The organism is Olsenella sp. SW781 (assembly GCF_012027725.1).
In the GTDB taxonomy this organism is placed as follows: Bacteria; Actinomycetota; Coriobacteriia; order Coriobacteriales; family Atopobiaceae; genus Thermophilibacter.
This window is the reverse complement of record NZ_SJOU01000004.1, coordinates 42,834-58,702: the sequence shown is the minus strand read 5'-3', so window position 1 is coordinate 58,702 and position 15,869 is coordinate 42,834. Positions and strand designations below refer to the sequence as shown.

19 protein-coding genes are annotated in these 15,869 nt (G+C 64.5%); 14 read left to right on the top strand and 5 right to left on the bottom strand.

What is annotated here, in order from left to right:
* Window positions 1-3: 3 nt before the first annotated feature.
* From E0L17_RS03310 to E0L17_RS03270, 9 genes are read left to right on the top strand one after another with little or no spacing between them, the layout of a single operon-like run.
* A complete protein-coding gene (locus E0L17_RS03310) occupies window positions 4-1,020 on the top strand; it encodes a hypothetical protein (protein WP_167929837.1) in 1,017 nt (338 codons plus the stop codon).
* Window positions 1,017-1,403, top strand: coding sequence for a hypothetical protein (locus E0L17_RS03305; RefSeq protein WP_353652941.1), 387 nt, complete (start codon window positions 1,017-1,019; stop codon window positions 1,401-1,403). The genes E0L17_RS03310 and E0L17_RS03305 overlap by 4 nt, the downstream gene beginning before the upstream one ends.
* Window positions 1,403-1,732, top strand: a complete 330-nt coding sequence (locus tag E0L17_RS03300; RefSeq protein ID WP_167929836.1) for a minor capsid protein — start codon at window positions 1,403-1,405, stop codon at window positions 1,730-1,732. The genes E0L17_RS03305 and E0L17_RS03300 overlap by 1 nt, the downstream gene beginning before the upstream one ends.
* Entirely contained in the window at window positions 1,732-2,190 is a 459-nt protein-coding gene (locus tag E0L17_RS03295; protein WP_167929835.1) for a hypothetical protein, read from the top strand. The genes E0L17_RS03300 and E0L17_RS03295 overlap by 1 nt, the downstream gene beginning before the upstream one ends.
* Complete coding sequence (locus E0L17_RS03290; protein ID WP_167929834.1) at window positions 2,183-2,368, top strand: hypothetical protein; 186 nt, start codon at window positions 2,183-2,185, stop codon at window positions 2,366-2,368. The genes E0L17_RS03295 and E0L17_RS03290 overlap by 8 nt, the downstream gene beginning before the upstream one ends.
* Window positions 2,365-3,081, top strand: coding sequence for a distal tail protein Dit (locus E0L17_RS03285; RefSeq protein ID WP_167929833.1), 717 nt, complete (start codon window positions 2,365-2,367; stop codon window positions 3,079-3,081). The genes E0L17_RS03290 and E0L17_RS03285 overlap by 4 nt, the downstream gene beginning before the upstream one ends.
* A complete protein-coding gene (locus tag E0L17_RS03280; RefSeq protein WP_167929832.1) occupies window positions 3,082-4,254 on the top strand; it encodes a phage tail spike protein in 1,173 nt (390 codons plus the stop codon).
* Between the two features lies 1 nt (window position 4,255).
* A complete protein-coding gene (locus E0L17_RS03275; RefSeq protein ID WP_167929831.1) occupies window positions 4,256-5,755 on the top strand; it encodes a collagen-like domain-containing protein in 1,500 nt (499 codons plus the stop codon).
* Window positions 5,755-7,134 carry a leucine-rich repeat domain-containing protein gene (locus E0L17_RS03270; protein ID WP_167929830.1) on the top strand — a complete coding sequence of 460 codons (1,380 nt, stop codon included), beginning with the start codon at window positions 5,755-5,757 and terminating at the stop codon, window positions 7,132-7,134. Before E0L17_RS03275 ends, E0L17_RS03270 begins: the two co-directional genes overlap by 1 nt.
* Window positions 7,135-7,473: 339 nt before the next feature.
* Here E0L17_RS03270 and E0L17_RS03265 read toward each other — a convergent pair whose 3' ends face one another.
* The 3 genes from E0L17_RS03265 to E0L17_RS03250 all read right to left on the bottom strand — a co-directional run bounded on the left by E0L17_RS03265 (window position 7,474) and on the right by E0L17_RS03250 (window position 10,905).
* Window positions 7,474-8,085 carry a DUF4368 domain-containing protein gene (locus E0L17_RS03265; protein WP_167929829.1) on the bottom strand — a complete coding sequence of 204 codons (612 nt, stop codon included), beginning with the start codon at window positions 8,083-8,085 and terminating at the stop codon, window positions 7,474-7,476.
* A gap of 24 nt (window positions 8,086-8,109) precedes the next feature.
* Window positions 8,110-10,029 (bottom strand): tetracycline resistance ribosomal protection protein Tet(W), encoded by a 1,920-nt coding sequence (tet(W), locus tag E0L17_RS03260; protein WP_000691721.1) that lies wholly within the window; start codon window positions 10,027-10,029, stop codon window positions 8,110-8,112.
* Window positions 10,030-10,644: 615 nt separating this feature from the next.
* Window positions 10,645-10,905, bottom strand: a complete 261-nt coding sequence (locus E0L17_RS03250) for a hypothetical protein (protein WP_167929828.1) — start codon at window positions 10,903-10,905, stop codon at window positions 10,645-10,647.
* Between the two features lie 172 nt (window positions 10,906-11,077).
* Between E0L17_RS03250 and E0L17_RS03245 the strand changes: the two genes are divergently transcribed.
* The 5 genes from E0L17_RS03245 to E0L17_RS03225 all read left to right on the top strand — a co-directional run bounded on the left by E0L17_RS03245 (window position 11,078) and on the right by E0L17_RS03225 (window position 13,454).
* Entirely contained in the window at window positions 11,078-11,689 is a 612-nt protein-coding gene (locus E0L17_RS03245) for a hypothetical protein (RefSeq protein WP_167929827.1), read from the top strand.
* Window positions 11,690-11,905: 216 nt separating this feature from the next.
* Window positions 11,906-12,118, top strand: coding sequence for a hypothetical protein (locus E0L17_RS03240; protein ID WP_167929826.1), 213 nt, complete (start codon window positions 11,906-11,908; stop codon window positions 12,116-12,118).
* Between the two features lie 2 nt (window positions 12,119-12,120).
* Complete coding sequence (locus tag E0L17_RS03235; RefSeq protein ID WP_167929825.1) at window positions 12,121-12,348, top strand: alanine racemase; 228 nt, start codon at window positions 12,121-12,123, stop codon at window positions 12,346-12,348.
* The gene (locus E0L17_RS03230; protein ID WP_167929824.1) at window positions 12,341-12,517 is read left to right on the top strand and encodes a hypothetical protein; all 177 of its coding nucleotides are present in this window, start codon (window positions 12,341-12,343) and stop codon (window positions 12,515-12,517) included. Before E0L17_RS03235 ends, E0L17_RS03230 begins: the two co-directional genes overlap by 8 nt.
* Window positions 12,507-13,454 carry an N-acetylmuramoyl-L-alanine amidase gene (locus E0L17_RS03225; RefSeq protein ID WP_206108987.1) on the top strand — a complete coding sequence of 316 codons (948 nt, stop codon included), beginning with the start codon at window positions 12,507-12,509 and terminating at the stop codon, window positions 13,452-13,454. Before E0L17_RS03230 ends, E0L17_RS03225 begins: the two co-directional genes overlap by 11 nt.
* Window positions 13,455-13,636: 182 nt before the next feature.
* Here the strand turns inward: E0L17_RS03225 and E0L17_RS03220 are convergent, their stop codons facing one another.
* Together E0L17_RS03220 and guaA are read right to left on the bottom strand one after the other, a co-directional pair.
* Window positions 13,637-13,933: a hypothetical protein gene (locus E0L17_RS03220; RefSeq protein ID WP_167929823.1), complete on the bottom strand. Its 297-nt coding sequence runs from the start codon at window positions 13,931-13,933 to the stop codon at window positions 13,637-13,639.
* A gap of 194 nt (window positions 13,934-14,127) precedes the next feature.
* Entirely contained in the window at window positions 14,128-15,717 is a 1,590-nt protein-coding gene (gene guaA / locus E0L17_RS03215) for a glutamine-hydrolyzing GMP synthase (protein ID WP_167929822.1), read from the bottom strand.
* Window positions 15,718-15,869 lie beyond the last annotated feature (152 nt).

Below are 15,869 nucleotides of genomic sequence, written 5' to 3'. Positions count from 1 at the left end.
GACATGGCGAACTCCATCGCATCCACCAAGAACTACACGGCGCTGCTCGACGAGGTCTACCGGCGCGCGGCGTGCTCGACGTGCCTGAACTCGCCGCGCCGCATGGCGCGCGCCGGGCGCAACGCCAGGGAGATCATGGTCCCGAAGATCCAGGTCTCCGGGCTCGGGGACTACACCCGCAACGTGGGCTACAAGACGGGATCCATCACCTACGAGTTCGAGACCAAGACGTTCAACTACGACCGCGGCATCAGGCTCTTGGCCGACGTGATGGACGTGGAGGAGGCGGGCGTGCTCGACTGCTTCGTGGCGGCGGGCTCGGAGCTCCAGCGCACGCAGGTGGCGCCGGAGGCCGACGCCTTCTGCTTCTCCGAGATCGCGGGGCACGAGGGCGTGGAGCCCGCCGAGGAGGACTTCGCCGACGCCGAGGCCGAGGACGTGCTGGCGAGCCTGCGCGGGGCGTCGAACGCGATGGACGAGGCGGAGGTCACGGCCGGGAGCCGCATCCTGTTCATCACGCCGACGCTCAAGGGCGTGCTCGACGACTTCTCGCTCGCGAACCCCGCGCGCTCGAACCGCGTGCTCGAGCGCTTCTCCCGCGTCGTGGAGGTGCCGCAGGCGCGCTTCTACAGCGCGATCGAGCTGCTCTCCGGCGACGATGACCGGTTCGGCTACGCGCGCGCCGAGGGCGAGTACGTGAAGACGACGGACAGCTCCGTCGTGTCCGGCAAGACCTACTACACCGAGAGCGGCGGAAGCTACTCCAAGGTGGCGAGCCCGAGCGCGGGCAGCCTCTCCACCTACTACGAGCTCACGGGCGCGGGCGCGCCGATCAACTACATGGTGGTGGAGCGATCCGCCGTCATCAAGTTCGACAAGCACGTGGCGTCGAGGGTCTTCTCGCCCGACGAGCTGGAGAACCTGGACAGCTACATGATGAAGTACCGCAAGTACGGCATCGTGGAGCTGCTGGACAACAAGCTGGACGGCGTGCACGTCTCCTGCGCGCCGCTGGCGTGAGCGAGGGGCTGACGGGCGCGGCGGGCCGCGGCCCCGCGCCCGTCTCCTACGACTTCTACCTCGACGGGTACGGCGGGGCGCTTTCCGCCGAGGCGTTCGCGGAGGCGCTGCCGGCGGCGGTTCGGTGCGTGGGCGCGCTCACGGGGGCGCGCGAGGTCCGCGAGGAGTGGGACGACGATCAGGCCGAAGCCTGGCGGCGCGCCGTGTGCGCGGCCGCGGACGCCTTCGCCGAGTACGGCGAGGGGCGCGTGGGCGGCTTCTCCGTCGGGTCCTTCTCGGTGACGAACTACCGCGACGAGGGCACGACGGGCGCCGAGGTGGCGCGCGAGGCAGCGCTCGCGGAGCTCAGCCGCACGGGCATGGCCTTCTCGGGGGTGCGGTGATGCGCTACCTGAGGCCGATACCGAGGCGGCTCCTTCCCGACGACATGATGGTGTGGCCCGCCGTGGGCGACGGGTCGTTCGGCGAGGTCGTGCTGGTGCGCCACGTGCGCTTCGAGCGCACGGAGAGCGCCGTCGCCGACGCGCACCGCAGCGCCGACGGGGGCGCGGGCCTCGTGGTCGTGGACGCGGTGAACTCGGAGGGTGCCTTCGAGATCCCCGCCGGGTCGCGCGTGCTCGTGGGCGCGGGGCCGAGCGTGCTCGTGCGCTCGTGCAGGCGCTGCTGCGTGATACGCGGGGTCGTTCACCACTGGGAACTGGAGGTGGGCTGATGACGAGATTCGAGTTCGGAGTCTCCGGCGGCGCGGGCAGGGCCGCCTGGGACGCGGCGGGCGGCGGCGCGGCCGACGTGGCGGCGGCGCTCCTGCGCTCCTTGGGCTATGCCAACGTGTTCACCGCGCCCCCTGCGCCGAGCCTCTGCGCCGAGCCGATCGTGCTCGAGGCGGGCGAGTTCGCCCGCGACGCGCGGCAGGTGGACGGAGCGGAGCGCGGCACGCTCCCGGTGGGCGTGACGGTCTGCTGCGACGACCCGCGCGACGCCGAGGCGACGGCGCACGCGGTGGAGCGCGACCTGCGCCTCGCGGACTGGACGGGCGAGGACGCCGGGTGGCACGTGCGCGTCGTCGCGGTGGACACGACGGCGCCGCGCCCGCTCGGGCGCGACGGGTCGGGGCACTGGCTCTGGGGGCTCGCCGCCGTTCTGACGATTGCGAGGGACTTCGATGAGTGACAAGGTGCGCGCGGGGCGCGGCATGGACGACCACGACGTGGTGCGCAAGAGCAGCCCGCTTGAGCGTCCGGTGCGTGACGCCACGACGGCGCGCGCGGGCTCGGCGGAGACCGACCGCATGGGGCGCGAGCAGCAGCGGCGCGCCACCGCGTACGGGCGGGCCCGGGGGCGGCTGTGAGCGCGCTCTCCTACGGCGGACACGACTTCTCGGAGCACGTGACGGCCGAGCTCATCGAGCCCGCCGGGCACGCGCTCTCGCCGCGCGCGCTCGCGGTGCCGGGGCGGCCGGGCGCGGTGCTCCTGGGCTGCGAGCTGCCTCCCCGCGCGCTGCGGGTGCGGCTGTTCCTCGACGCTGGCGTGGCGCTCACGGCCGAGGAGCGCTCCGCGATCCGCCACGAGATGTACGGGTGGCTGGTCGCGCCCGCGGGCGCGGAGCTCTCGCTTACCGGCGAGCCCGACCTGACGTGGCACGACGCGGTGGTGACGGGCGTGTCCGACTGGGACACGCTGTTCGAGGGCGGCTCCTGCGAGGTCGAGTTCACGTGCTTCGACCCGGTGGCCTACGGAGACGGGAAGTCGAGTGCGGCGAGCGCGCTGACGGTCGGCGGCACGTGGGCCACGTGGCCGGTGGTGACGCTGACGGCGCTCGCGGGTTCGTCGGTGAAGGTGGCCGACGGTCTGGGGCGATACGTGCTCGTGGAGCGCGAGTTCGCCGCCGGTGACGTGGTGGTGATGGACTTCGCCACCGAGGCCGTGACGGTTGAGGGAGAGGACGCCTCCGCCGACGTGGCCGTGGAGAGCACGTTCTTCTCGCTTTCCCCGGGATCTCATTCCCTGGCCTTCTCCGGGTGCTCGGCGCACACGGTGGCGTGGACGGAGAGGTGGCTCTAGATGGTGCCGACGCTCTACCTGTTCGACCGCTTCGACGGGCGGCTGGGGATCCTGCCCGCTGTGGGCGCGGTCACGCACGTCGAGGAGCTGGGCGGCGAGGACACGGTCGAGTTCGACTGCGCGCTCGCCCCCGAGAAGGGCGAGCGGCTGCTGTGGCGCGACCCGACGGACGGCATCTGGCGCGAGCACGTGGTGGTGCGCACCGACGAGCCGCTGGGCGGGCCCGCGCACGTCTACGCGGAGTCCTCGCTCTGCGAGCTGCTGGGCGACTTCGTCGAGGAGGAGCAACTGGCGGTAAAGACTGCCTCCGAGGCGCTGGCGGCGGTTCTCGCGCACACGCGCTGGACGGTCGGCGACGTGGGCGTTGGCGCGAAGGAACGGGGGTGCCTGCTCTACCACGTGAACGCGCTCGCGGCGCTGCGCCGCGTCGAGGAGGTGTGGGGCGGCGAGGCCGAGGCCGTGATCGCGGTTTCCGGCGGGCGCGTGAGCTCGCGGACGGTGAACCTCCCGGCGCGGCGCGGCGAGTGGCGCGGCGCGCGCTTCTCCTACGGCAAGACGCTCGCGGCGTGCACGCGCACGGTGCTCGAGGACGAGGTGTTCACGGCGCTCTACGGCTACGGCAAGGGCCTGCCGATCTACGACGAGACGGGCGTGGCGACGGGCGGGTTCACGCGGCGGCTGACCTTCGGTTCTGCGAACAACGGCGTGAACTGGGTGGGCGACGACGCCGCGCGCCTGGTGTGGGGGCGCCCCGACGGCGCGGGCGGGAGGGTGCACCGCTTCGGGCACGTGGTGTTCCCGGACTGCGAGGACGCCACCGAGCTGAAGGCGCTGACGCTGGCGGCGCTCGCGGCGGCGTGCGAGCCGCGCGTCTCCTACGAGGTGGACGTCGCGGCCGTGGACGGCGGCGCGGGCGTGCGGCTGGGCGACGACGTGGCGGTGATCGACTCGTCGCGCTCGCCCGAGTGGCACCTTCGCGCCCGCTGCGTGCGGCGCGTGCGCGAGCTCGGCGAGGGTGCGCCCTCGGTGCGGCTCACGCTTGGCACGGTCGAGCGAACGACGTGGGCGGCCTCGGCAGACGTGGCCGCGCGCGTGACGGCGGTCGAGGAGACGGCTGCGGCCGCCTCCGACACGGTGGCCTCTTATGAGGATCTTGGCAGCGAGGAGTTCTGACATGTCTGAGACGAGCACGTTCGCGCTCGCGGGCGACGGCCTGCGCGCGGTGACGTGGGACGAGTGCGATGCGCCGCTGGGCGGATGCTTCACGGCCTCGCCGGCCGACGCGGAGGGGCGCGGGCTCGCGCTCACGGTCACGCGCGGCGGCGAGGCGGTGGACCTGAGCGACGCCACGGTGTACCTGCTGTGGCGGCACCGGGAGCGGCGCGTGCGCGGATGCGAGCCCTTCGAGGCGGTGAACGCCTCGGCGGGCGCGTTTCGGGTGTTCTGGCCCGCCGCGATGGCATGCGCCGAGGGCGCGGTGGACGCACAGGTGATGGTGGCGAGCGACGGAGAGGCGATATCGACGCTTCCCTTCGTTGTGCGCGTGACGCAGGTGCTCACGGGCGCGGGCGAAGGGGGCGGCGACGGGTACTCGCTGTTCCTGGAGGCGATCGAGAAGTTCGAGGGCGCGGACGCCCTCATCTCCGACGCGGTGGCGAAGGCGCAGCAGGCGGCGAGCGTTGCCGCCGAGGCGCTGGAGGACGCGCAGGGAGCCTCCGGGGCGATCACCGCAGCAAACGCAGCCGCGACAGCGGCGACCCAGGCAAAGGAAGATCTCCTGGCAGCCGCCGCGCGCGGGGACTTCGACGGAGCGCCGGGTGCCCCGGGCGCGCCTGGAAAGGATGGAACGGACGGCGCCGACGGTGTGAGCCCGACCGCCAAGGTGGAACAGACCGAGGCGGGTGCGCTCGTCACCGTGACCGACGCCACGGGCACCACCACGGCAACCCTCACGCACGGTCCCAAGGGTGACAAGGGAGACGACGGCGAGAAGGGCGACAAGGGCGACCCGTTCACCTACGCCGACTTCACCGCCGAGCAGCTTGCGGCTCTCAAGGGCCAGAAGGGCGACCCCGGCGAAGACGGCTCCGACGGGGTCGACGGCCAGGACGGGGCTCCCGGTGCCGACGGGCAGGATGGTCAGGACGGCGTGAGCTGCACGCATTCGTGGGCGGGCACGGTGCTCACGGTGACGAGCGCGAGCGGCACGAGCTCCGCCGACCTCAAGGGAGAGCAGGGCGAGAAGGGCGACCCGTTCACCTACGCCGACTTCTCCGCTGAGCAGCTGGAGGCGCTGCGCGGCCCCCAGGGCATCCAGGGGCCGCCCGGCGCCGACGGCGAGGACGGCATCGATGGGCAGGACGGGGCACCGGGCGCGGACGGGCAGGACGGCGCGGACGCCGAGATCACGGGCGCGACCGCGACGGTGGACGCCTCCACGGGAACGCCGTCCGTGACCGTGACGCTCGGCGGCACGCCGGGGGCTCGCACGTTCGCGTTCGCCTTCTCCGGCCTCAAGGGCGAGGCCGGCGAGCAGGGGCCGCAGGGCGCGCCCGGCCAGGACGGCGAGGACGGGGCGCCGGGCGCGACGCCCGACCTCTCGGCCTACGCGACGAAGCAGTACGTCGACCAGGCGATTGCAGCCCTGGACGACCTGAGCGAGGTGGAGTTCTGATGGCCGTGGGGACGATACAGAGGTCGGTTCTCACCGACATCGCGAACGCCATCCGCGCGCAGAACGGCGGCGCGGGCACCTACCTTCCCTCCGAGATGGCGGCGGCGGTGCTCGCGCTCGACGGCACGAAGGCGGGGACGCCATTCCAGGCAGTTGCGGGGTCCGGCACGGGCGTGATCTCGGATGCCGTCTTCGACGGCATCGCGGACGCCATCCGCGCGCAGAACGGGCTCTCGGAGACCTACAAGCCCTCCGAGATGGCGCCGGCGATACTCGCGCTCGTTTGGGACGTGGGCGTGAAGATGCGCGCGATCCTGCTCGCGGACGGCACGCTCGAGTTCAACTACCGCGACGGGCGCTCCTCCGACGTGCCCGGCGCGGTGATCCTGGACGCGTGGGAGGTGGACCCCGCGGGCTACAGCTCGGCGAGCGCGCGGCCGTGGGACGACGTCAAACTCTCCGTGACGCGCGTCGTGTTCGACGGCGACTTCTCCGAGGGCGGGCTCGCCAACGCGAGCTACTTCTTCAACGGGTTCAGTAACCTCGTCGAGATCTCGGGATTCGAGGAGCTCTCGGGCGTGGCATCGTTCAACCAGGCTTTCTCGAGCTGCGATGCCCTTGAGACGATCTACGCGAGCGGCTTCGTCGCCGCCGAGGGGATGACGGGGAGCCTCTGCTTCTACGGGTGCAGCCGCCTCGTGGGCGGAGAGGGCTTCGTGCCCGGCTACTCCGACGGCGCCGACCATCTCGCCTACGGCGAGGAGGGCGTCCTCACAGACCCCGCCTCCGACGCCCGCGAGTGGCTCTCCTGCCACCTGTACGCGGACGGCGAGATCGTGTTCACCCTGGACGACGAGCCCGAGGCGGGACGCAGCCTCTGCATGAGCGGGAGGATGTGCGCCACGGCGCGCTACCAGGCGATCGACGCGCGCGCCTGGGAGGGCGCCGAGGTGGACGTGCTCAAGGCGACGTTCTCCGCCGACCTCTCCTCGCTCGACTTCGTGAACCTGAGCTACTGGTTCTACGGGGACGGCGAGCTCTCGGAGGTCGTCGGGCTCTCGAACCTGCCGGCGGTTCGCGAGATGCGCTACGCGTTCTGCAGCTGCGACTCGCTCGTGGAGATCGACCTGTCGGGCTTCCCGACCGGCGAGCTGGAGGACGTGTTCTACTGCTTCTCCGGATGCGGCTCGCTCACGACGATCTGGGCGGACGCCGACTGGGCGCTTCCCGCCGGGTGCACGGGGTCGGGCGCGTTCTACAACTGCACGTCGCTCGTGGGCGGCGCGGGGACGACGTACTCGAGCTCGCGGATCTCGGCGACGTACATGCGCATCGACGGCGTGGGCGGAGCGGGGTACCTCACGGCGAAGGGCTCTTAACAAGCACCTCTCCGGCGCGTGCGGCGCTTGCGCCGCATGTGCCGGAGGGGTGGACGCGCCGCCTCAGGGGGCTCGGGACGAACCCGCCATGCGGGCGGCGCGAGGGGCGGGGCGTTTTCTTGCCTACGACCTTTTTCCTACAGCGACCCCCGTCGTGAGAATCGCGACAGCGCAGAGCCAGAACTGCCAGCTTTTGAACATAGACCGGTTCGCCTGGTCGCACGTGGTCTGCCTTATCTCCCTGCGCTCTTTGCTAATGTGCGATAAAGAAGTAATAGAAGTGTAAAAAATTTTGCCGTTCCTATCCGGCACTTAGGGCTGTGTCGGATAGGTCAGGCGTTAGGCTTCCGGCAAGTCTATCTTGCCGACAAAGCTGTAATAAATCTCAATGTCCTGCCTGCGGGTGCCGTTCTCGTCATAGCTGCACTCATGCACGACGATTTTCTCAATCATTTCCCGCAAGAGGGTGGGGGTTAATTCTTCAAAAGCAAGGTGCTTTCTCACAATCCCCATGAATTTCTCGGCGTTGACGGTGGCGGCCTGCGACTTGGAAAGTTCCTCCTGCAAAGCGGCAGCCCGGTCTTTCAGTTCCCGCTGCTCCTGCTCATAGTCCGCCGACAGCTCCATGAAACGCTCGTCGCTGATTTTGCCGCTTACATTGTCCTCATACAGCCGCTTGATAATGCGGTTCACTTCGGCAATGCGTGTCTGGGCCTGTTCAAGCTGCTTCGTGGCTGCGGCGGTCTTTCTCTTGCCGCCGATTTCGTTCTGCTGGATGAGCAGCTTTACAAAGCGGCTCTCATGCCTGGCGGCGTATTCCGTCACTTGCCGGAGATTGGAAAGCACGCCCGCCGTCAAAAGGTCGGTGCGGATAAAGTGTGCCGTACAGTCACGGGTACGCTTCTTGTAGCTGCCGCAGATATAACAATGATATTTCGCAATAGCCAGCAATGAACGCCTGCATTGCGCAAGACGTTACATTATCTTCTGAAACATATAGCGCACCTTGTCCAGGCGGCTGTTTGGACGGCGGGGCTGGATGACTGGCTTGCCGACAGCGGCCTGATACCCTTTCAGTTCTGTAAGGCATACGCTCTGCCCGTTGGTGTAAAAGGCCAGATCAGTACGGTATGCCTGTATACAGCGGGCGGGAATCTCGCCAGTAAAGACAACTTCATCCTTTTTTACCTGGACCGTTTCGATGGTGGCACAGTATTTCGGTGCATCATGATAAGCCCTGGAAAGATATTCCCGGGGCGCATAGAGGGTGAAGGAGAGATAAGGTTCCAGCAGTTGCGTCCCTGATTCCTTCAATGCCTGTTCCAATACAATCGGGGCCAATGAGCGGAAGTCCGCCGGCGTGCTGACCGGACTGTAATAAAGCCCGTATTCAAAGCAAATCTTACAGTCCGTTACGTTCCAGCCGAACAAGCCCTGCTCCAGCCCGTAACGGATACCATCCCTGACAGCGTTTTGAAAACTCTGGTTCAAGTATCCCAGCGAAACCCGGCTCTCGTATTGTACACCGGAGCCAAGCGGGAGTGGTGTAACAGACAGTCCGATGGATGCCCAAAACGGGTTGGGCGGCACCTCGATATGGATGGTGTGGCTGGCTGCTTTGAGCGGCCGCTCCATATAAATGACGGTGGGTTCCTTTACCACTGTTTCAAGCTTGTATTTTTCCGACAGCAAAGCGGAAACAACCTCCAACTGCACCCGGCCCAAAAAAGAAAGAATGATCTCATGGGTGATGGAATCCACCTCGCAGCGCAAAAGCGGGTCAGTATCCGCAAGTTGCGTAAGAGCGTCCAGCAGCCGTTCTCTTTGCGCTGCCGTTTTCGGCGCAATCGACGTCCGCAGCATGGGGAGGGGGTCCTCACGCCACCTTTTACGAGGGAGCCGGGTTGGGTCCCCTAATACATCGTTTAACCTCACGCTGTCGCTGGGAAGGATAACAATTTCACCCGGATAAGCGGTGTCTGTCCGAACAATTTCCCCTTTGGATGGAATACGCATCTCTGTGATTTTCAGCTTTTCTCTCCCGGCCAGGGCCACCGTATCCCGCAGGCGCAGCGTTCCGCTGTATAGCCGTAGATAGACACGCCGCTGGCCGCAATCTGTATACTCCACCTTGAAAACGCTGCCGCATAGGGCGGCGCTCCCCTGTTCCCCAATCGGTTGGAACAGCCCTGTCACCGCATCCATCAACGGTTGAATGCCAAGGCCCTTTTTGGCGCTGCCATAATAGACCGGGAACAGGGAGGCGTCTTGAACCCGCCGCTGTTCCTCCCGCACAAGTTTTTCCCGGCTGATTGGTTCTCCTGCGATATACTTTTCCAATAATTTATCGTTATTTTCGATGACCGCATCCCATGCTTCTATGTCGGTATTTTCCTCCAGGACTATTTCCGGGGACAGCGACACCGTCTGCTTGATGATAATATCGGCGGAGAGCTTATCCCGAACAGACTGAACCACGCTCTGCAAATCAACGCCAGCCTGGTCGATCTTGTTGATAAAGATAACGGTGGGAATGTTCATTTTCCGCAGGGCATGGAACAGAATACGGGTCTGGGCCTGCACGCCATCTTTAGCGGAGATCACCAAGATGGCCCCATCTAAAACAGCCAAAGAGCGGTACACCTCCGCCAAAAAATCCATGTGGCCGGGCGTATCCACAATGTTGACTTTACATCTGTGCCACTGGAAGGAAGTGACTGCCGCTTGAATGGTAATCCCACGCTGCCGCTCCAAAAACATGGTGTCCGTCCTCGTTGTCCCTTTTTCGACGCTCCCCGGTTCTGAAATGGCTCCGCTGGCATATAGCAGGCTCTCCGTCAAGGTCGTCTTTCCAGCGTCTACATGGGCAAGAATTCCAATATTGATTATTTTCATGTGATTGTCCTCCCTTTACTGCCCCGAAGGGCATAAAAATCCCCAGCAGTAAAATACTTTTACCGCTGGGGATGATAATTTGCGGACATACCATATACAGCATACACCTGTTTGTGAGTGCTGTTTTTGGGGATATGTCAAAATTGATAAGGCAAAAGTATTCTTAAATTGGGTACAAAAAACTAAGCCCCTACAAAAGGGACTATCATAATCCTTTGTTCCCACTATTTGATTATAGTTTTATTTAAGAATACCTTGCCGCATATTTTTTACTCCTTTTCTGGACTTGAATTATTATATCACATCAGTTTTAGGAAAACAAGTATCTAAAAGAAATTTTTCTTCCCCTTATATGTAACAATCATACCGGCTTCCTAACGTTCAGAATGGTTTCTACTGTCTGCTGCGGTGTTTGGTTGGAATTGTCCAGCCAAAAGCCGATCCGTGGTGTTGTCTGCATTTTACTAAATACAAATTCAATGTATACAGAAAGAAATATATAAGGAGTGGGAGGGATTCCGCCGTAGTCGGCATTGTAGGAAAATCCAAAAGTTTAGATTTTCTCAAAATGCTTATCTTTTGGTCTTTGGTTCGGAATAGTGTAGTGCTGGCGGTCTATCTATTGTTTTCGGTTGCTTGCTTCTTTACCGTACATGAGCATTTGATGAGGGTATCGAACTGCTCGGGCGTGAGGTTCTCATTCGCGAGACGGGCTTCCGTCTCGTCCGCCTGAAGGCTCAGGATCTCCATCGCGCGCTTGGAAGCGCATGCTTCCGCGCTTATGATGCCCAGCATGGTTGTCTGCGACATGCTTGCCAGGGTACAGGGCTCCTTCTCGCTGATTTGCGGTACTTCCTCTTCCTTGATGCTCCACATTGTGGTCTCCTTGGGTGTGCTTTCGCGCCCCCCGTTGCATGCGAGACGGGTTCGTCGAAGTGGTCTTTTACGGCAGCTGTTATAACACCTGATAAACCAAGTCTATTTCGGAGTGTCAGAAAGTGTAAGATGGTACTTACGACATAAATGTCGTATACCTTTAGGAGTGCTTTTGACGAAAAAGAAATCGAAGCAACCCATCGACGGCAAATGGCTTAAGGACGTCATCCATCGGCGCGGCCTCTCCGTGAGGAAGCTGACAAACCCCGAGCGAGAGGGCTCCATCCCCTACGATATCCGCACGGTTCAGCGAGCTATCAAAGACAACGAGATCACGCCCCAGCTTCTCGACGAGATTGCCAGGGCGATCGACGTTCATCCCGACTTCCTTCGCGGCAAGTACCTGTGGACGCTCAAGGTCGACATCATGGAGCACCCGGAGGTTCGCGATCACTGGCTCGAGCACTACCTGAATCCCGCCTATTTCCCTTATCGCATGCACGAGCGGGAGCGGATTGGATCTCGCAGGCATTTCTTCAACACGCTTCTCATGCACGGCGTGGATGAGGAGGAGTTCAGGAAGCTCCCCGGAGAAAAGCAGAGGTCTTTGGTTGAAGACCTGAACGTCAAAACGACCAGGATCCTCAAGTCTTACTTTCCGAACTCCGCGCAGCTTGATTACACCGACGATGCCGACATTTTCGAGTGGCAAACCGAACGCGACGTTTACGAGGCAATGATCGAATGGCTCGCCGAAAAGGGCTATGCCACCGTCTCTGACTAGACGGGATAATCGAACGAAAACGTATCTTGTTATTGGGCGGCGAATTCGCCGCCCTTTCATTTTGCGCTTCTGATAGGGCGCGTCTTCCTTTGTGAACCGTTGTGTGAAGTGACGAAACGCGACGGTTCGTCCATTTCCCCAGTTGAATGGCCCATTTGTGACCGTAGCGGACACTCCTTTCCAGACGGGGCGAGCCTGTCTGGAAAGGAGGTGCGTGTGGAGTCGGTAATCGCTGCGCTGGTGACGGGCGTCCTCACCTTGATCGGCGTGCTCGTGTCCAACTCGCGCAGCCGTGCGGTCATGGAGGTGAAGATCGACAACCTAACGAGGCAGGTCGAGAAGCACAACTGCCTGATTGAGCGCACCTACGCGTTGGAGCAGGACGTCGCGGTGGTGAAGGCGGAGATTGACAACTTGAGGAAGGGATAGCCATGGATACGTTTCTCACTTCGAACGAATGGCAGTGGAGGCTCTTGCGCACGGTCGTGCAGGGCGTCTTGGGCGTGATCGTCGCGAACATCGACATGCTCGTCGGCTGCGCGGTGCTGGAGCCCACGTGGCGCGCCGTGGTGGTGGCGCTTGTGATGGCAGTGCTGTCGCCCGTCATGGCGGAGCTGGGCGCGGCAAGCGTTGAGAAGAAGGAGCTCTCCGATGAGTGATTTCGCGACGGCGGAGTTCGCCGACGTGACGGGCGCGAACGCGTCCGATGACGAGCGGAAGCGCTGGGAGGAGCTGCACGGCGAAGGCGTCGAGGCAGCCGCGCCCGACGGCTGGGAGCCCGATGAGGGCGAGGACGACGGCTTCGAGGAGGTATCCGATGGCGTATAGCATCCTCTTCAAGCAATGTGGGTCCGACCATATGACGCGCGGGCGCTCCCGCGCAATCGACCGCATCGTGGTCCACTACACGGGCACCACGGCGAGCGCGCGCAACAACGCGACGTACTTCGCGCGGAACGAGGGTCAGGGCGCGTCGGCGCACTACTTCGTCGACGACATCACGCCCGAGATCTACCAGAGCGTCGCCGAGGGCGACACCGCCTGGCACGCGGGCAACTGGGACATGAACTGCCGGGCGATCGGCATCGAGGTGGTCTCCGCCGGCGAGGACTACAGCGGGACGGAGATCACCAAGCTTGCCTGGCTGGTGCAGAAGCTCATGGCCAAGTACGGCATCGGCTCCTCCGGCGTCATCCGCCACTACGACGTGACGGGCAAGCTGTGCCCTGCGCCCTACGTGGCCTCGTCCAAGTGGGCGGCGCTGAAGGCGCGCATCACGAGCGGCGTTGTTTCTGGCGGCACGACCCCGGCCGCCCCGGAGGGCGCGGTCGCGGAGCTCGCGCGGCGCGTCATCGCCGGCGAGTTCGGAAACGGGGACGCGCGGCGCGCGGCCCTGGGGAGCCGCTACTCCGAGGTCCAAGCGGAGGTGAACCGCATCCTGGCGGGAGGTTCGGGCGCGCCCGCCGCCCAGGCGCCTGCCGCCGACGACGTGGACGACCTCGCGCGCCGCGTGATCGCGGGCGAGTTCGGAAACGGGGCGGCCCGCAAGGCCGCGTTGGGCGACCGCTACGCGGAGGTCCAGGCGCGCGTGAACAAGATGCTGGGTGCCGGGGGCTCTTCGGGAGGCTCGTCTGGCGGTGCCGACGTCGACGCCCTGGCGCGTGCGGTGATCCGCGGCGACTACGGCAACGGCGCCGAGCGCAAGCGCCGTCTGGGGTCGCACTACGACGCCGTGCAGGCCCGTGTGAACGAGATGCTGTCGTGACGCGGGAGGACGTCGGCTGGGGTCTGGGCGTGGCACTGACGGTGCTTCTTCTGTTCGCCGCCCTTCCTCTCGTGCCCGTTGTCTGGCTCGTCGGCAGGATCGATTCGTAACGTTCTGTGCCCTCTCAAAGGTGTTCACAAGAGCGCCCCCGCATCGTTGGACGGATGCGGGGGCGCTGGCGTCTAGATGGTCGGCTTGTCGCGGTGCTTTGGACCGTCCATGAGCATGCGGTACCACCAATCCCGGTCACGGTATCCCGACGCTCCAAGGCTGTCGAGGAGCTTCGTCTGGGACACCTCGTCGAGCTTCGCGAAGTCCTCGCGCATCCTGTTCTCGATGTCGGAGGACGTCTTCCACATGTCTTCGAGGATCTGCTTCTTTTCCTCCAGGGAATAGCTCTCCGGGGACATCTCTACGAGCTCTGCTCTGAAGTAAGCGAAGTCTTCCGCGTCTTCCAGATTCTTCCAATTCTCGTCCATCTTGAGCCTCCTCTAAGCGCTCTCTTGGAATCTCTTGACCCGCCAGGGTGCCACAAAAGTTGCCACAAATAATCCTGTTCTAAGCGTTTTCCTCTGTGAGAAAGGGTTCCGTCCGAATCGAACGAAACCCTTTCTTGACCTGCGGAAATGTCAGTTTTTGGAAGATGGTGTTGGAAAGCGTCAGACCCCGAAAATCACTCCCACTCTATCGTGGCGGGGGGCTTCGGCGTGACGTCGTACACCACGCGGTTCACGCCCGGAACCTCCGCCACGATCCGCGAGGAGATGCGGCCCAGCACGTCGTACGGCAGCTTCGCCCAGTCCGCGGTCATCGCGTCGGAGCTCTCCACCGCGCGCACGATCACCGGACGCGCGTACGTGCGCTCGTCGCCCATGACGCCCACGGAGCGGATGTCGGGCAGGACGGCGAAGTACTGCCAGCAGCTGTGCTCGGAGTTGCGCTCCCCGGTTTCCTCGAAGAGTCGCTCGTTGTAGGCGTCCAGCTCCTCGCGCACGATGGCGTCGGCGTTCTTGAGGATCTCCAGCTTCTCGGGGGTCACCTCGCCGATGATGCGGATGGCCAGGCCCGGGCCCGGGAACGGCTGACGGTACACCATGCGGTCCGGCAGCCCCAGCGCCACGCCCAGCTCGCGCACCTCGTCCTTGAAGAAGTGGTCGAGCGGCTCGATGAGGTCAAAGTGCACGCCCTCGGGGAACGGGATCAGGTTGTGGTGGCTCTTGATCGTGGAGGCCTTGCCGCCCGTCTTGCGCGCGCCGGACTCGATGATGTCCGGGTAGATGGTGCCCTGCGCGAGCATCTCCACCCCGCCGATGCGCTGGGCCTCGTCGAAGAAGACCTTCCAGAACTCGGAGCCAATGCGGCGGCGCTTCTCCTCCGGCTCGGTCACGCCGGCAAGCAGCCGCTCGTAGCGACGCTCGGCGTGCACGTGCACGAGCGGCACCTGGAACTGGTCGCGGAAGACCTCCTCGACCATCTCCGGCTCGCCCTTGCGCAGCATCCCGTGGTTCACGAAGACGCAGGTCAGCTGGTCGCCAATCGCGCGGTGCACGAGCGCGGCCACCACGGAGGAGTCAACGCCGCCTGAAAGGCCCAGGATGACCTTGCGGTCACCCACCTGCGCGCGGATCTCCGCGACCTTCTCGTCAATGATGTTGTCCATGGTCCACGTGGCCGCCAGGCCGCAGACGCCAAAGAGGAAGTTCTCCAGCAGCGCGCGGCCGTGCTCGGTGTGGCGCACCTCCGGGTGGAACTGCGTGGAGTAGAGCTTGCGAGAAGCGCACTCCATGGAGGCCACCGGGCACACGTCCGTGGACGACGTGACGACAAAGCCCTCGGGCACGCGGCTCACAGCGTCGCGGTGGCTCATCCACACGGTCTGCTCCTCGGGCGTGCCGGCAAACAGCTCGGACTCGCCGCTGCGCGCGATCGTGGCCGGCCCGTACTCGCCCACCTCGGAGTGCGCGACCTCGCCGCCCAGCGTCACGGCCATGATCTGGTGACCGTAGCAAAATCCCAGCACGGGAAGGCCAAGCGAGAAGATCGCCGGGTCCACGCTCGGCGCGTCCTCGGCATACACGCTCGCCGGACCGCCCGAGAGGATGAGCGCGGAGGGCTTCATGGCCGCAAGCTCGTCTGCGGGGATGTCGCAGGGCACGATCTCCGAGTACACGTGCAGGTCGCGCACGCGACGCGCAATCAGCTGCCCGTACTGGGCGCCAAAGTCCAGAACCGCCACAAACTGCTTGGGGGTAGCCTCGCTCATACATCCTCCGGTCTTCTCGCCACGCGCCTTCTCGGCGCGATGTGCACAAATCCTATCCATTATTGCATTTTCGTAAGAATCCGCACGTTTTTATGGGCCTTCATGCGCCTTACACTTGGCTCCCGTATCATCCTTAGATTGTATCTAAGCCG

Coding starts and splice junctions, on each gene's coding strand:
- E0L17_RS03310 (WP_167929837.1), top strand. CDS start 4: ATGGCGAACTCCATCGCATCCACCAAGAACTACACGGCGCTGCTCGAC.
- E0L17_RS03300 (WP_167929836.1), top strand. CDS start 1,403: ATGCGCTACCTGAGGCCGATACCGAGGCGGCTCCTTCCCGACGACATG.
- E0L17_RS03295 (WP_167929835.1), top strand. CDS start 1,732: ATGACGAGATTCGAGTTCGGAGTCTCCGGCGGCGCGGGCAGGGCCGCC.
- E0L17_RS03290 (WP_167929834.1), top strand. CDS start 2,183: ATGAGTGACAAGGTGCGCGCGGGGCGCGGCATGGACGACCACGACGTG.
- E0L17_RS03280 (WP_167929832.1), top strand. CDS start 3,082: ATGGTGCCGACGCTCTACCTGTTCGACCGCTTCGACGGGCGGCTGGGG.
- E0L17_RS03275 (WP_167929831.1), top strand. CDS start 4,256: ATGTCTGAGACGAGCACGTTCGCGCTCGCGGGCGACGGCCTGCGCGCG.
- E0L17_RS03270 (WP_167929830.1), top strand. CDS start 5,755: ATGGCCGTGGGGACGATACAGAGGTCGGTTCTCACCGACATCGCGAAC.
- E0L17_RS03250 (WP_167929828.1), bottom strand. CDS start 10,905: ATGTGGAGCATCAAGGAAGAGGAAGTACCGCAAATCAGCGAGAAGGAG.
- E0L17_RS03235 (WP_167929825.1), top strand. CDS start 12,121: ATGGATACGTTTCTCACTTCGAACGAATGGCAGTGGAGGCTCTTGCGC.
- E0L17_RS03230 (WP_167929824.1), top strand. CDS start 12,341: ATGAGTGATTTCGCGACGGCGGAGTTCGCCGACGTGACGGGCGCGAAC.
- E0L17_RS03225 (WP_206108987.1), top strand. CDS start 12,507: ATGGCGTATAGCATCCTCTTCAAGCAATGTGGGTCCGACCATATGACG.
- E0L17_RS03220 (WP_167929823.1), bottom strand. CDS start 13,933: ATGGACGAGAATTGGAAGAATCTGGAAGACGCGGAAGACTTCGCTTAC.
- guaA (WP_167929822.1), bottom strand. CDS start 15,717: ATGAGCGAGGCTACCCCCAAGCAGTTTGTGGCGGTTCTGGACTTTGGC.